Source organism: Rhizobium sp. TAL182 (assembly GCF_002117725.1).
In the GTDB taxonomy this organism is placed as follows: domain Bacteria; phylum Pseudomonadota; class Alphaproteobacteria; order Rhizobiales; family Rhizobiaceae; genus Rhizobium; species Rhizobium esperanzae.
In genome coordinates, this window is sequence record NZ_CP021026.1 from 11,784 (window position 1) to 24,395 (window position 12,612).

Annotated in this window: 15 protein-coding genes; 12 read left to right on the forward strand and 3 right to left on the reverse strand. The window is 62.1% G+C overall.

Going from position 1 to position 12,612, the window contains the following annotated elements:
• Position 1 precedes the first annotated feature (1 nt).
• Genes Tal182_RS32390 through Tal182_RS23075 form a run of 4 tightly spaced genes read left to right on the forward strand, consistent with a single transcriptional unit; the run spans position 2 to position 1,826 of the window.
• Complete coding sequence (locus tag Tal182_RS32390; RefSeq protein ID WP_016736942.1) at positions 2 to 154, forward strand: hypothetical protein; 153 nt, start codon at positions 2 to 4, stop codon at positions 152 to 154.
• Positions 151 to 732: an alpha/beta fold hydrolase gene (locus Tal182_RS23065; protein ID WP_085861144.1), complete on the forward strand. Its 582-nt coding sequence runs from the start codon at positions 151 to 153 to the stop codon at positions 730 to 732. Before Tal182_RS32390 ends, Tal182_RS23065 begins: the two co-directional genes overlap by 4 nt.
• A gap of 11 nt (positions 733 to 743) precedes the next feature.
• The gene (locus Tal182_RS23070; protein WP_085861145.1) at positions 744 to 1,052 is read left to right on the forward strand and encodes a hypothetical protein; all 309 of its coding nucleotides are present in this window, start codon (positions 744 to 746) and stop codon (positions 1,050 to 1,052) included.
• A gap of 3 nt (positions 1,053 to 1,055) precedes the next feature.
• Positions 1,056 to 1,826, forward strand: a complete 771-nt coding sequence (locus Tal182_RS23075; protein WP_085861146.1) for a gamma-glutamylcyclotransferase — start codon at positions 1,056 to 1,058, stop codon at positions 1,824 to 1,826.
• A 58-nt stretch (positions 1,827 to 1,884) separates the two neighbouring features.
• Here the strand turns inward: Tal182_RS23075 and Tal182_RS23080 are convergent, their stop codons facing one another.
• Genes Tal182_RS23080 through tauA form a run of 3 tightly spaced genes read right to left on the reverse strand, consistent with a single transcriptional unit; the run spans position 1,885 to position 4,596 of the window.
• Complete coding sequence (locus Tal182_RS23080; protein ID WP_085861147.1) at positions 1,885 to 2,739, reverse strand: ABC transporter permease subunit; 855 nt, start codon at positions 2,737 to 2,739, stop codon at positions 1,885 to 1,887.
• Positions 2,736 to 3,524 carry an ABC transporter ATP-binding protein gene (locus tag Tal182_RS23085; protein ID WP_085861148.1) on the reverse strand — a complete coding sequence of 263 codons (789 nt, stop codon included), beginning with the start codon at positions 3,522 to 3,524 and terminating at the stop codon, positions 2,736 to 2,738. The genes Tal182_RS23080 and Tal182_RS23085 overlap by 4 nt, the downstream gene beginning before the upstream one ends.
• A 58-nt stretch (positions 3,525 to 3,582) precedes the next feature.
• Positions 3,583 to 4,596 carry a taurine ABC transporter substrate-binding protein gene (tauA, locus tag Tal182_RS23090; protein WP_085861149.1) on the reverse strand — a complete coding sequence of 338 codons (1,014 nt, stop codon included), beginning with the start codon at positions 4,594 to 4,596 and terminating at the stop codon, positions 3,583 to 3,585.
• A gap of 200 nt (positions 4,597 to 4,796) precedes the next feature.
• Between tauA and Tal182_RS23095 the strand changes: the two genes are divergently transcribed.
• The 8 genes from Tal182_RS23095 (at position 4,797) to Tal182_RS23130 (ending at position 12,580) form a co-directional block, all read left to right on the forward strand.
• On the forward strand, positions 4,797 to 6,167 hold the full coding sequence (locus tag Tal182_RS23095; RefSeq protein ID WP_085861150.1) for an FAD/NAD(P)-binding protein: 1,371 nt from the start codon (positions 4,797 to 4,799) through the stop codon (positions 6,165 to 6,167).
• A gap of 144 nt (positions 6,168 to 6,311) precedes the next feature.
• Entirely contained in the window at positions 6,312 to 7,007 is a 696-nt protein-coding gene (locus Tal182_RS23100; protein WP_085861151.1) for a GntR family transcriptional regulator, read from the forward strand.
• 346 nt (positions 7,008 to 7,353) lie between these two features.
• The gene (locus Tal182_RS23105; protein WP_004676653.1) at positions 7,354 to 7,956 is read left to right on the forward strand and encodes an amino acid synthesis family protein; all 603 of its coding nucleotides are present in this window, start codon (positions 7,354 to 7,356) and stop codon (positions 7,954 to 7,956) included.
• Between the two features lie 16 nt (positions 7,957 to 7,972).
• Complete coding sequence (locus Tal182_RS23110; RefSeq protein ID WP_085861152.1) at positions 7,973 to 8,815, forward strand: alpha/beta hydrolase; 843 nt, start codon at positions 7,973 to 7,975, stop codon at positions 8,813 to 8,815.
• Entirely contained in the window at positions 8,812 to 9,747 is a 936-nt protein-coding gene (locus Tal182_RS23115) for a flavin reductase family protein (protein ID WP_085861153.1), read from the forward strand. Before Tal182_RS23110 ends, Tal182_RS23115 begins: the two co-directional genes overlap by 4 nt.
• The gene (locus Tal182_RS23120) at positions 9,744 to 10,784 is read left to right on the forward strand and encodes an LLM class flavin-dependent oxidoreductase (protein ID WP_085861154.1); all 1,041 of its coding nucleotides are present in this window, start codon (positions 9,744 to 9,746) and stop codon (positions 10,782 to 10,784) included. Before Tal182_RS23115 ends, Tal182_RS23120 begins: the two co-directional genes overlap by 4 nt.
• Before the next feature lie 4 nt (positions 10,785 to 10,788).
• Positions 10,789 to 12,252: an aldehyde dehydrogenase gene (locus Tal182_RS23125; protein ID WP_085861155.1), complete on the forward strand. Its 1,464-nt coding sequence runs from the start codon at positions 10,789 to 10,791 to the stop codon at positions 12,250 to 12,252.
• Between the two features lie 4 nt (positions 12,253 to 12,256).
• A complete protein-coding gene (locus Tal182_RS23130) occupies positions 12,257 to 12,580 on the forward strand; it encodes an NIPSNAP family protein (RefSeq protein ID WP_085861156.1) in 324 nt (107 codons plus the stop codon).
• The last annotated feature ends 32 nt before the right edge of the window (positions 12,581 to 12,612 follow it).

The following is a 12,612-nucleotide window of genomic DNA, read 5'->3' on the forward strand; positions in this document are numbered from 1 at the left end:
GATGGCGATTGCTGTTGAGACCGGCGACCGTCGGCACGACACCAGAAGAGCAACGGGAAGCCTCATGTCGCAGTTCAGGCATGCGGCCGGGATCTGCACGGTCGCCGGTTCCTTCACCTTCCTCTTCGCCTTGGTGATCGGACTGATCAGATGAGCGAAGTCCTCATTCTCCCAGGATTATTCGGCTCGGGAGAGGGGCATTGGCAACAGCACTGGCTGCAGGATCAGCCGGGTAGCCGTTTTGTCGCTCAGGACGATTGGGATCATCCCAGCCTCGACAGCTGGTTGCCGCGACTGGAAGAAGCGCTTGAAGAGGCTGGCGAAGCCTATCTGGTCGCCCATAGTCTCGGATGCCTGCTCGCCGCTCGGCTGGCCGGGCGAAGCGCTGCCCGGCGCGTGAAGGGAGCATTGCTCGTTGCTCCCTGCGATCTGCCGGCCACGGAAATACTCCATCCCGGGCATATCGCGTTCGGCGGCATGCCGACGGCGCCTCTGCCATTTCCGAGCATCGTCATCGGCAGCATGAACGACGCCTACATGACGGTCGATCGGCTGACCTTTTTTGGCCGACTGTGGAAGGCGGAGACCAGGAATATCGGCCTCGCCGGCCACATCAATATCGCAAGTGGTTTTGGCCGCTGGCGAACCGGCTACCGGCTGCTGGATGCCTTGAAGATGCGCACCGGCGATCGAAGGCGCAGCGTTTTCACACGACCGGCTTTTGCGATGTGAATGGAAGCGGAATGTCCGATATCATCGACGATCTCCTGCGCCTCAGCGAAGATCCGAATGCCGACCCCAGGAGCCGGCGCCGGCAAACCATGGAGCGCCTGGTGAAGACGCTGCTTGCCATGGCCGACGCCGAAATCGGGCCTGACGAGGCGCAACATCGCCATTCGATCATGCATTTGACGACGATCATCCGCGACATGACGGGCAGGATCGCCGAGGCCGACGATACGACATTTGCGGCGATCGTCAGGGAGGCCGCGATGCGGATCCGCAGCCTGCAGCGGCGCCAGGCCGATGCGGCCAGATTTACGGTGCATTGAAACGTGACCGATATCGCCGAGCATAGGCAGGTGATAATCCGGCGAAGCGAGGTTCGGATGCTCAGTGCAACCAGCATGGCTCTTACGGACGAGCTCGTGTCGCTCAGCCTTCGCCCCGAGCTCGATCCCGGTCCCGAGCCGCACCGCACACCGCTGACCGAGATGGAGGTGGAGATGTTCGCCAGGCGGCTGCTCCAGGAATCCGCCGGCGCGCCGCTCTGGGTCTTCGCCTATGGATCATTGATATGGAAGCCGGACTTCGATGCCGTCGAGTGGCAGCGCGGCGCAGCCAGGGGTTGGCATCGGTCCTTCTGCCTGAAGATGACACGTTGGCGGGGAAGCCGGGCGCAGCCTGGCCTCATGATGGCGCTTGATCGCGGCGGACGCTGCAATGGCATCCTCTTCAGGCTTGCCGATGACGATCGCCTCGGCCAGATTCGACGCTTGATCCGCCGTGAGGTCGGCACGATCGAAGATGCGGCGACGGTTCGCTGGATTCCTGTCGAGACCGCACATGGCTTCGTGCGCGCGCTGGTCTTTTGGGCCGGCCCGAAAGGCGAGCGCGTTTCCCGCAGATTGCCTTTGGAGACGGTGGCGCGCGTGCTTGCCAGGGCCTGCGGACATGTGGGCTCCTGCGCCGAATACCTCTATCTGACGGTGAAGCATCTGGAAGAACGCGGCATTCGAGATCGCAATTTATGGCGCCTCCAGGAGCTCGTCGCCGCCGAACTTCAATCGATCCATGGTCTGAACGAGGTTGCGCAGAGGCGTTAAGCGCCGCGCGTCTTTTCAGACCCGCGGCGCTTTGACGTTTTGAATTACCTGCATTCCCTCAGAGCTTGCCTTTCCAAGGCACAAGGTAGGTCTCCAGGAAACGGATGGCGGCCGAGAAGGTGAAGGCGCAGGCCGCGATGATGGCGATGCCGACAAAGACGACGTCGGTTGCCAGGAATTGCGACGCCGACATGATCATGAAACCGATCCCGCGCGTCGAGGCGATCAATTCGGCCGCGACCAGCGTGCTCCAGCCGACGCCGAGCGCAATGCGGATGCCGGTGAGGATTTCGGGCAGGGCCGACGGCAGGACGATGTCGATGAAGAGCTGCAGCCGGTTGGCACCCAGCGAACGGGCGGCATTGACGCGCTCGATCGGCAGCGAACGAACGCCGGCCTGGGCTGAAAGGCAGATCGGCGCAAACATCGCCAGCACCAGCAGCGTGATCTTCGACGTCTCGCCAATGCCGAGCCAGATGATCATCAGCGGCAGGTAAGAGAGCGGCGGAAGCGGCCAGTAGAACTCGATCGGCGCATCGAGCACACCTTTGGCCCAGCGGTTCAGGCCCATGAGCAATCCTAGCGGAATGCCGGCGGAGATGGCGATGAGAGCCGCGACAACGATGCGGAACAGACTTGCAGCGACGTGTTCAGAAAGCGATGCACCGGCGTAACCATCGCGATAGATGACGCCGATCTGCGTCAGCACCTCATCGGGACGCGGCAGGAAAAGGTGCGGGACGATGCCAAGGGCAGCGACGAGCCACCACAGCAGCAGGATTGCCAGCGCGGTGGCAACACTGATGGCGACCGTTGATCTCTCGCCGGCGCCGAAGCCGCCCATTTTCACCAGCTTGACCTGATGATCCTGGACGTGGGCCGCAGCCGGCGAGGCCTGTATTACATCGCTCATGCGGCGCTCCTCAAATCTTCGCTGCTGTGGAGAATGGCGCGGATCTCTTCGCGCAGCTCGGCAAATTGCGGCGAGGCCTTGATCGCTCGTGCGTCGCCGGTTTCGGCGAAGCGGCTGATGAAATCGAGATCAAAGCGGGCGACGACGCGCCCAGGCCGAGGCGACATGACGAGCACCTGCGTGCCGAGAAACAGCGCCTCTTCGATCGAATGGGTGATGAAGAAAATCTTCTTCGCCGTCTTGTCCCAGACGGAAACCAGCAGTTCCTGCATCTGCTCGCGGGTCAGACTGTCGAGCGCGCCGAAAGGCTCGTCCATCAGCAGGATATCGGGATTGGTCGCAAGCGCCCGGGCGATGCCGACCCGCTGGCGCATGCCGCCCGACAGCTCGTAGGGAAAGGCATTGGCAAATTCGTCGAGACCGACCAGCCGGAGCAGTTCGAGCGCGCGCGTTTGCCGCTCCTTGCGGCTGACACCGGCAAATTTCAGGCCAAGGGCGACATTGTCGGCCAGCGATTTCCAGGGCAGCAGCGCATCTTTCTGAAAGACGACGCCGCGATCGGCGCCCGGCCGTTCGATGGCGCGGCCATCGAGCGTGATCCGGCCATCTGACAACGGAAGGAAACCGGCGATCGCGTTGAGAAGGGTTGATTTGCCGCATCCCGAGGCGCCGAGCGCGACGACGAAACCCCGTTCGGGGATATCGAAGGAAACGCGATCGAGCGCGTGGACGGTCCGCCCGTCCCGGGCTGCGAAGAAAACGCTGGCGTGATCGACTTTAAGCATGGTGCGACTCGCAAGTTCGATGCCGGCGCGACGATGGTCGCGCCGGCATCGGGGAGGATCAGTTGCTGACGCTGGTAAGTGCGTCGGCGGTGACGAAGGCGCCGTAATTTGCCAGCACGTCGGAGACCTTGCCTTGCTCTTTCAGGAACGATGCCGTGTCCTTGAGGATCTTGCCGGCGCCGGCCTTCTCGCCGCCGCCGAGCCAGGCCTCCGATGCCTGCACTTCCGGGGTCAGCAGCGTCAGGTTCTTGAGGGCCGAGGCCTGCTGCTCGGCGGTGCCGCCGAGAAGCTTGGCGAGCGACTTGGCATTGTCGCTGTCAGGCCCCCAGGCGGCCTTATCCAATGCGAAGGAGGCGTAGTATTTGTTGATGACCGAGGCGAAGCCCTTCAGGAATTCCGGGTTATCGGTCGCGAACTTCGAAGTGGCGACCCAGGCGGAGAATGTCGGCGCTCCCTTGTCCGCCACATCCTTGGAGGTCACCAGCACCTTGCCGTTCTTTTTGAGTTCGGTGAGCGCCGGATCCCAGACGAAACCGCCGTCGATATCGCCGCGATTATAACTCGCGACGATCTCCGGCTGCGGAATTGCGAAAACCTGGACGTCCTTTTCGGTCAGGCCAAGCGATTTGATCAGCGCCAGGAGCTGATAGTGGTCGGTGGAGACAGGCGCGGCGGCAAGCTTCTTGCCCTTCAGATCGTTCAGGCTTTCGATGCCCGAGCCGTTGCGGACGACCAGAGCCTCATCGACGCCGGAGATGGAGGCAAGGTAGAAGGCCTTGACCTCGAGCCCGCGCGACACCGCAGCTGCAAACGGGCTGGAGCCGACATAGCCGACCTGGACGTCGCCCGACGCAATGGCCGCGAAAATCTCGGCGCCGGAATTGAACCTGCGGAAGTCGATGTCATATCCCGTGTCCTTGGCGAATTCGCCGTTGGCGATTGCCACGGAAGACGGCAGGGCGTCGGTTTGATAGCCGACGACGACCTTCTTGTCCGCCGCCTCGGCGGCGATCGCCGTTGCGAGAGTGCCGACGCCGACGGCGATTGCGGCAAGCAAATTTCTGAAATTCATCTTGAGCCCCTTTGTTCGAGGGCCACCCGGCCCCTTGATCTCACCTTCAAAGGGTAATCGCCGAGAAGGGGCTGGCGGGAGAAATAACAAACTATATTTATAGACTATAGAGATAATTGTTTTCGTGATTCTGACGCTTGAGTGATCCCCGGGTCGGGGTCCGACAAGAGCCGGCGTTCCGCAGCTTCGGGGAGAATGCATTGATATATGATGTGATCGTCGTCGGTTCCGGTTTTTCAGCGATTGCCGTGACCTGCAATCTCATCGAGCAGCTCCCCACTGCGGCGACGATCGCCGTCGTCGGCGACGATCCCGGTTTCGGGCGCGGGACGGCTTACCGGACGGAGCTCTATCTCCATCGCCTGAACGTTCCCGCCGGCCGTATGAGCCTGCTGCCCCATCATCCGGACGATTTCGTCGATTGGCTGAAAAGCCATGGACGCCCTATGCAGGTCGGCGATTTCGCCTCGCGCAGCGATTACGGCCTTTATGTCAGGGATACGCTTGCGCGGTTGCTGCGCAAGCGGGATGGCCGTTGCCGGGTCGACTTCATCAAGGCCAAGGCGGCCGGATGCGTGGAGCGCTACACCAGCACGCTCGCCTTCCATCTCGGCAATGGCGACGAGATTGCTGGAAAGAATGTGGTGCTCTGTCTTGGCGTCGGAAATGCGAATCTTCCGGTCGATCCGGCCGGCGTCCCGCCATTTTTGCGATCGCGGATCGTCGAGAACCCATGGCGGCTTTCATGGCTGAGGCGTGTCGCACCGTCCGATGCGGTCTGTATTCTCGGCTCTGGCCTGACGATGATCGATCAGGTTCTGGCACTTCGCGCCCATGGTCATAGGGGCAGAATCGAGGTGCTTTCGCGGCGCGGCCTGGCACCGCTCGGCCATGCAAGGACGCCGCCCGCGCCGCTGCCGATCGACGTGCACACGCTTCCGGCTACGATCAGCGGCCTGTTGAAGATCTTGCGGGAAAAGAGCAGGGAGGTCGCCGACTGGCGGAGCGTGATGGACGGCCTGAGGCCGGCCACGCAGGCTCTCTGGCAGCGGCTTTCGCACGATGAGCGAGCACGGTTCCTGCGGCATGCGCTTCCCTGGTGGAATATCCACCGTCACCGGGTCGCGCCCGACGTATTCGCCGGCTTCGAGACGCTGGTCTCGAATGGAACCGTTCGCTTTCACGCCGGCTTCCTGAAATCGCTCGAGGCCGAAGATGACAGGCTGGTCGCCGGATACAGGGTCAGAGCCAAGCGCGAGATCGCCGAGATCAAGGCGGACTGGTTGGTCAACTGCACGGGCATGGAGCGCGCCGGGATCAGCCATTCGCCGCTTCTGAAGGAGATGAGCCGATTTCAGCTGGTCGTCCCTGATCCGCTTGGCCTCGGCATCCAGGTGGATGCGGCTTCCGAAGTGACGGCTCCGTCCCGGATCTCGCCCGCGCGGCTGTTTGCCGTCGGCGCCTTGACGGCGGGGCAATTCTGGGAGATCACCGCCGTCCCCGACATTCGGCTGCAGGCGAAGGCCGTGGCCGAAGAGATCGTCAGGGCGAGGCTGAAGTCCGAGGCATAGGCTGATAATCTCGGATCGGCACGGTGCTGTTGAATTGCTGGCCGCCGACAGCTACAGTATTTGGTAGGCCATAATACGATTCCCGAGTTCGACTGCTGCAGCAAAGCTTGAGCCTGCGAAGTCAATCCAACCCCGAGGTACAGCATGAGCGGTGCTCTGAAGGACGCAGCAATCAGGGTCGAGCGTCCTACGAAGACCTTGCGGGAACTGGCGCTCGACAAGGTCCGCGAGGCCATCGTCAACGGATACTTCCGTCCCGGGGACCGGCTTGTCGAGCGCGACCTCTGCGCTCAGCTCGGCGTCAGCCGCACGGTGGTGCGCGAGGTTCTGCGGCATCTGGAATCGGAAGGGCTCGTCGCCAATCTGCCGAACAAGGGACCGATCGTCGCCCAGCTGGATATCGAGGAAGCCAAGCAGATCTATGAGATCCGCGGTGCGCTTGAAGGCATGGCGGCGCGGCTCTGCGCGGAGCGCGGCAGCCCCGAGATCGTCGCCGCGCTCGAGGAATCCCTGACCGCAATCCGCAACAGCTATCGCGACAGCGATATGGCGGGCGTGCTGACCAATACCTCGTCCTTTTATCAGACGCTGTTCACCATGGTCGACAGGCATGTCGCCTGGGGCGTCGTCAACCTGCTGACCGTGCGCATCAACCATCTGCGCTCGATGACGATCAAGACGGAACGACGCGGCATCGAAGGGCCGCTGCAGATGTCGAAGATCGTCGATGCCATCCGTCGCGGCGACGGCGAGGGCGCCCAGCGGGCGGCGATGGATCATGTCGCGGCGGCAAGTGCCATTGCAGAAGCGGTGCTATCCGCCCAGAAGCCTGCTGAATAACTTTTTAAAACCCGTCTCATTGCATTAGGGGCCACTGCAGATCTCCGACGAGGTGCTGTCGCATCGACATTTGTCGATGCCTTTGCGCATCGCGATTCACGTTCCCCGGAGCTCTACACTTCGAGCTTGACACCTGTCTTTGCTCGATGTGATGGTATGCCATAATCAATAATATATAATGTGACATCGTAAGCACTGGGATTGTTCTGCCTGCCGCGTCGCTGCTGACGGGCGGAAAACCGCAGATTTTCAAGGATCGAACCTCAATCCGCGTCATCGCAAACATCAACTTGACATCGGTATATTATGGTATACCATAATATAAAGTAGAGAGATGAGGTGTTCCATGGCCATTCAAATTCGCAAGACGGGATTGCAGATCGAAACGACGCTGATCGAAGGCGGCAAGGCCGCGGCGGTGCCGCTAAAACTGTTTTCCGCTTTCGCGGTCGTGAAGAACCCCTGGGCGGGCCGCGGCTTTGTCGAAGATCTCAAGCCCGAAATCCATGCGGGCGCTCCGGTTCTCGGTGAGTTGCTGACCAAGATGATCATCGATGCGGTCGGTTCCGGCGATGCGGTCGAAGCCTATGGCAAGGCCGCCGTCGTCGGCCTGGATGGTGAAATCGAACATGCCTCCGCGCTCATCCACACGCTGCGCTTCGGCAATTTTTATCGCCATGCCGTCGGCGCCAAATCCTATCTCGCCTTCTGCAATACGCGCGGTCCTGCCAATGCGCCGATCATGATCCCGCTGATGGACAAGAACGATGAAGGCCGCCGCTCGCACTATCTCACCATCCAGACTTCGATCCCCGATGCGCCGGCCGCCGATGAGATTGTCGTGGCTCTTGGCGCGTCGGTGGGCGGGCGTCCTCATCACCGCATCGGTGACCGCTACCAGGATCTGAAGGATCTTGGGCAGGACGTCGCCAACCCGGCGGGCGTTTGAAAGGGTGGGCGCTGAGATGCTGACAGCCGGATCGATCTCGGGCGCCGCTGCAGCAAAAGGTGCCGGTGACTTGCCCCGAAAGAAGACGCCAGGCGGAACGGCCTATCACGAGGCCGGCAGCGGCGAGCCGCTGGTTCTCATTCATGGCGTCGGCATGCGGCTCGAAGCCTGGGCGCCGCAGATCACCTTTCTGTCGGCCGACCACCGCGTCATTGCCGTCGACATGCCGGGGCATGGCGAGAGCGCAAAACTGCCGGCGGGCAGCCGCCTGGAGGAGTTCGTCGCCTGGTTCGGGCGCTTTCTCGACGAGATGGCGATCGATGGGGTGAATGTTGCCGGCCACTCGATGGGGGCGCTGGTATCCGGAGGAGCGGCGGCGACGTTCGGCGAACGGATCAGCCGTGTCGCGTATCTTAACGGCGTTTACAGGCGCGATCCGCAAGCAAAGGCCGCTGTGCTCGCGCGGGCCGCGGCCATTCCGCTGACGGGCGTCGACAAGGAAGGCCCGCTGGCGCGCTGGTTCGGCGATGATGCAGACAGCGTCGTTGCGCGGGAACTGACGCGAGAATGGCTCAGTCGCGTCGATCCGGACGGCTATGCGGTTGCTTATGCCGCTTTTGCCGGCGGAGACGAGACCTATGCCGATCGCTGGAAAGACGTGGCTGGGCCGGCCCTGTTCCTGACGGGGTCCGATGATCCGAATTCGACACCTCTGATGGCGCAACAGATGGCGGCGCTTGCGCCGAAGGGCTGGGCCCGCATCGTCGAAGGCCATCGTCATATGGTGAACCTGACCGCGCCTGATATCGTCAATTCGCTGCTCGCCGAGTGGCTGTCGTTCGGGGAGGATGAACGATGACAATCCAGACTGTCGACCCAAGGGCATTGCGAGATGCATTCGGCGCTTTTCCCACAGGCGTGACCGTCGTCACCGCCTGCGATGGGGAAGGAAATCCGATCGGCTTCACCGCGAACTCCTTCACATCGGTCTCGCTCAATCCGCCCTTGCTCCTCGTCTGCCTTGCCAAGACGTCGCGCAATTTCGCCACCATGACCGGTACGCCGCATTTCGCGATCAACGTGCTGTCGGAAACGCAGAAGGACGTGTCGAACACGTTTGCGCGGCCGGTCGAAGACAGATTTGCGGCAGTCGAATGGGCCAAGGGATCGGCGGGCTGCCCGATCTTCTCGAATGTGGCCGCCTGGTTCGAATGCGCCATGGAACAGGTCGTCGAGGCCGGCGACCATGTCATCCTGATGGGGCGTATCGAATCCTTCGACAATAGCGGCCGCAACGGTCTCGGCTATGCGCGCGGCGGCTATTTCACGCCGACGCTCGCAAGCAAGGCGGTTTCCGCGGCAAGCGAAGGCAATATCGAACTCGCAGCCGTCGTCGAGCGCCGCGGAGAAGTTCTTCTGCTCGGCGACGATGTGCTCTCCCTGCCGAGCGTCGACGCTCATGACGGCAACCCGACCGAGGCGCTGCAGGAATATCTGGAGAAGCTCACCGGGCTGAAGGTCAGCATCGGCTTTCTCTATTCGGTCTATGAGGGCAAGAGCGATGGGAAGCAGCACATCGTCTATCACGCCGTTGCCGGAGACGGTGAGCCCGCCGGCGGCAGGTTCGTAAAACCTGACGCCCTAGCTGCGGCAAAATTCAAGACCAGCTCGACCGCCGATATCGTCAACCGCTTCGCGATGGAAAGCTCGATCGGCAATTTCGGCGTCTATTTCGGTGACGAGACCGGCGGCACAATTCATCCTATTCCAGCCAAGGGCGCAAAAGCATGAAGTTCTCCCTCTTCGTCCATATGGAACGGCTCGACGCCAGCCAGAGCCACAAGAGCCTCTATGAGGAATTCGTCGCGCTCTGCGAGATCGCCGACAAGGGCGGCATGCATGCGATCTGGACGGGCGAACATCACGGCATGGATTTCACCATTGCCCCCAATCCCTTCGTGACCATTGCCGATCTCGCGCGCCGCACATCGCGGGCAAGGCTCGGGACGGGGACGGTGATCGCCCCCTTCTGGCATCCGATCAAGCTTGCCGGCGAAGCGGCGATGACCGACATCATCTGCGCCGGAAGGCTCGACATCGGCATCGCCCGCGGCGCCTATTCCTTCGAATACGAGCGTCTGTTGCCCGGCCTCGACGCCTGGGGCGCCGGCCAGCGCATGCGAGAACTCATCCCGGCGGTCAAGGGCATCTGGAACGGCGACTATGCCCATGACGGGGAGTTCTTCAAATTTCCTGCCACCACTTCGGCGCCGAAGCCGCTGCAGCAGCCGAACCCGCCGATCTGGGTCGCCGCGCGCGATCCGAACTCGCACGAATTTGCCGTCGCCAACGGCTGCAACGTTCAGGTCACGCCGCTCTGGCAGGGTGATGACGAGGTCCAGTCGCTGATGGACCGCTTCAACGATGCCTGCGCCAAGAACCCCGATATCGAGCGGCCGAAGATCATGCTGCTGCGCCACACTTATGTCGGCTCGTCGGAAGACGACGTCGCCCAGGCCGCCCATGAACTCAGCGTCTACTACAACTACTTCTTCGCCTGGTTCAAGAATGAGAAGCCGGTTACCCAAGGCCTGATCGAACGGATTCCGGACGAACAGATCCGAGCGAACGCCATGCTGTCGGATCAGGTCATGCGCACCAACAATGTTGTTGGAGACGCCCGGACCGTCATCGACCGGCTCAAGGCCTATGAAGCGCTCGGCTACGATGAATATTCCTTCTGGATCGACACCGGCATGAGTTTCGAGCGCAAGAAGGCGTCGCTCGAGCGCTTCATCGCCGAAGTCATGCCGGCATTTCAGGAGTAGGACCATGCGGCGTTTCCAGCATTATATCGACGGCGAATTCTCGAATGGCGAAGCTTCCTATCCGAGTATCGATCCGGCTTCCGGCACGGTCTGGGCGGAAATGCCCGAGGCGCGCGAGAATGATGTCGATCGAGCTGTGAACGCTGCCGAAAAGGCGCTCTACGAAGGCCCCTGGGCGAAGATGACGGCCACCCAACGCGGCAAGCTGCTTTACAAGCTCGCCGATCTGGTTGCCGCCAACGCCCAGGTCCTCGCTGAATTGGAGACGCGCGACACCGGCAAGATCATCCGCGAAACCTCAGCGCAGATCGCCTATGTCGCCGAATATTACCGTTATTATGCCGGCATATCGGACAAGATCGAAGGCTCCTACCTGCCGATCGACAAGCCCGATATGGACGTCTGGCTTCGCCGCGAGCCGATCGGCGTCGTCGCCATGGTCGTGCCCTGGAACAGCCAGCTCTTCCTGTCGGCGGTGAAGATCGGCCCGGCGCTCGCGGCCGGCTGCACCATGGTGGTCAAAGCCTCGGAAGACGGGCCGGCGCCGCTGCTTGAATTCGCGCGCCTGGTGCATGAGGCAGGCTTTCCCGCCGGCGTCGTCAACATCATCACCGGTTTCGGCGCCTCCTGCGGTGCGGCCCTCGGCCGTCACCCGAAGGTCGCGCATGTCGCCTTTACCGGCGGTCCCGAAACCGCCCGGCACGTCGTGCGCAATTCGGCCGAAAATCTCGCCTCTACCTCGCTTGAACTCGGCGGGAAGTCGCCCTTCATCGTCTTTGCCGACGCCGACCTCGAAAGCGCCGCCAACGCCCAGGTCGCGGGCATTTTCGCGGCGACGGGGCAGAGCTGCGTTGCCGGCTCGCGCCTGATCGTCGAGCGCAGCGTCAAGGACCGGTTCGTCGCGTTGCTGCGCGAGAAGGCGCAGGCGATCCGCATCGGCGCGCCGCTCGACATGGCGACCGAAGTCGGCCCGCTTGCGACCAAGCGCCAGCAGGACAATATCGGCGCTCTCGTCGAGAAGTCGATCGAAAGCGGCGCCCGCCTCGTCACCGGCGGACGCAAGATCGACGGCGAAGGCTATTATTTCCCGCCGACGATCCTCGATTGTGATGATGTCGCTTCGCCCTCACTGATCGAGGAGTTCTTCGGGCCGGTCCTCTCCGTCGTCTCCTTCGAGACCGAGGCCGAGGCGCTGAAGCTTGCCAACGACACCCGCTACGGCCTGGCCTCCGGCATCTTCACCCAGAACCTCACCCGGGCGCACCGGCTGATGAAGGGCATCCGCGCCGGGATCGTCTGGGTCAATACCTACCGTGCCGTCTCGCCGATCGCGCCCTTCGGCGGCTTCGGCCTGTCGGGACACGGCAGGGAAGGCGGCATGGCCGCGGCGCTCGATTATACCCGCACCAAGACGATCTGGCTGAGGACCTCCGACGATCCGATCCCCGATCCTTTCGTGATGAGGTGACGCGATGTTTTACGAGATCCGCACCTATCGGCTGAAGAACGGGACGATCCCGCAATATCTCAAGGTCGTCGAGGAAGAGGGCATCGAAATCCAGAAGAGCCATCTCGGCACGCTCGTCGGCTACTTCTTCTCGGAGATCGGGACGATCAACGAGATCGTTCACATCTGGGCCTTTACGAGCCTGGACGACCGCGAGGCGAGACGCCAGCGGCTTCTGGCCGATCCCCGCTGGCAGGCCTTCCTGCCCAAGATCCGCGACCTGATCGAGGTGGCGGAAAACAAGATTATGAAGCCGGCAAACTTCTCTCCCCGGAGCGAGGCGCGCTGACGGCATAAGGCATACCCGCAGGACAAACCAGA

What these genes read in the sequence shown, in the direction of transcription:
- Tal182_RS23125 (WP_085861155.1), top strand. Translation starts at nt 10,789, where the DNA reads ATGCGGCGTTTCCAGCATTATATCGACGGCGAATTCTCGAATGGCGAA.
- Tal182_RS23105 (WP_004676653.1), top strand. Translation starts at nt 7,354, where the DNA reads ATGGCCATTCAAATTCGCAAGACGGGATTGCAGATCGAAACGACGCTG.
- Tal182_RS23130 (WP_085861156.1), top strand. Translation starts at nt 12,257, where the DNA reads ATGTTTTACGAGATCCGCACCTATCGGCTGAAGAACGGGACGATCCCG.
- Tal182_RS23080 (WP_085861147.1), bottom strand. Translation starts at nt 2,739, where the DNA reads ATGAGCGATGTAATACAGGCCTCGCCGGCTGCGGCCCACGTCCAGGAT.
- Tal182_RS23120 (WP_085861154.1), top strand. Translation starts at nt 9,744, where the DNA reads ATGAAGTTCTCCCTCTTCGTCCATATGGAACGGCTCGACGCCAGCCAG.
- Tal182_RS23065 (WP_085861144.1), top strand. Translation starts at nt 151, where the DNA reads ATGAGCGAAGTCCTCATTCTCCCAGGATTATTCGGCTCGGGAGAGGGG.
- Tal182_RS23100 (WP_085861151.1), top strand. Translation starts at nt 6,312, where the DNA reads ATGAGCGGTGCTCTGAAGGACGCAGCAATCAGGGTCGAGCGTCCTACG.
- tauA (WP_085861149.1), bottom strand. Translation starts at nt 4,596, where the DNA reads ATGAATTTCAGAAATTTGCTTGCCGCAATCGCCGTCGGCGTCGGCACT.
- Tal182_RS23110 (WP_085861152.1), top strand. Translation starts at nt 7,973, where the DNA reads ATGCTGACAGCCGGATCGATCTCGGGCGCCGCTGCAGCAAAAGGTGCC.
- Tal182_RS23070 (WP_085861145.1), top strand. Translation starts at nt 744, where the DNA reads ATGTCCGATATCATCGACGATCTCCTGCGCCTCAGCGAAGATCCGAAT.
- Tal182_RS23115 (WP_085861153.1), top strand. Translation starts at nt 8,812, where the DNA reads ATGACAATCCAGACTGTCGACCCAAGGGCATTGCGAGATGCATTCGGC.
- Tal182_RS32390 (WP_016736942.1), top strand. Translation starts at nt 2, where the DNA reads ATGGCGATTGCTGTTGAGACCGGCGACCGTCGGCACGACACCAGAAGA.
- Tal182_RS23085 (WP_085861148.1), bottom strand. Translation starts at nt 3,524, where the DNA reads ATGCTTAAAGTCGATCACGCCAGCGTTTTCTTCGCAGCCCGGGACGGG.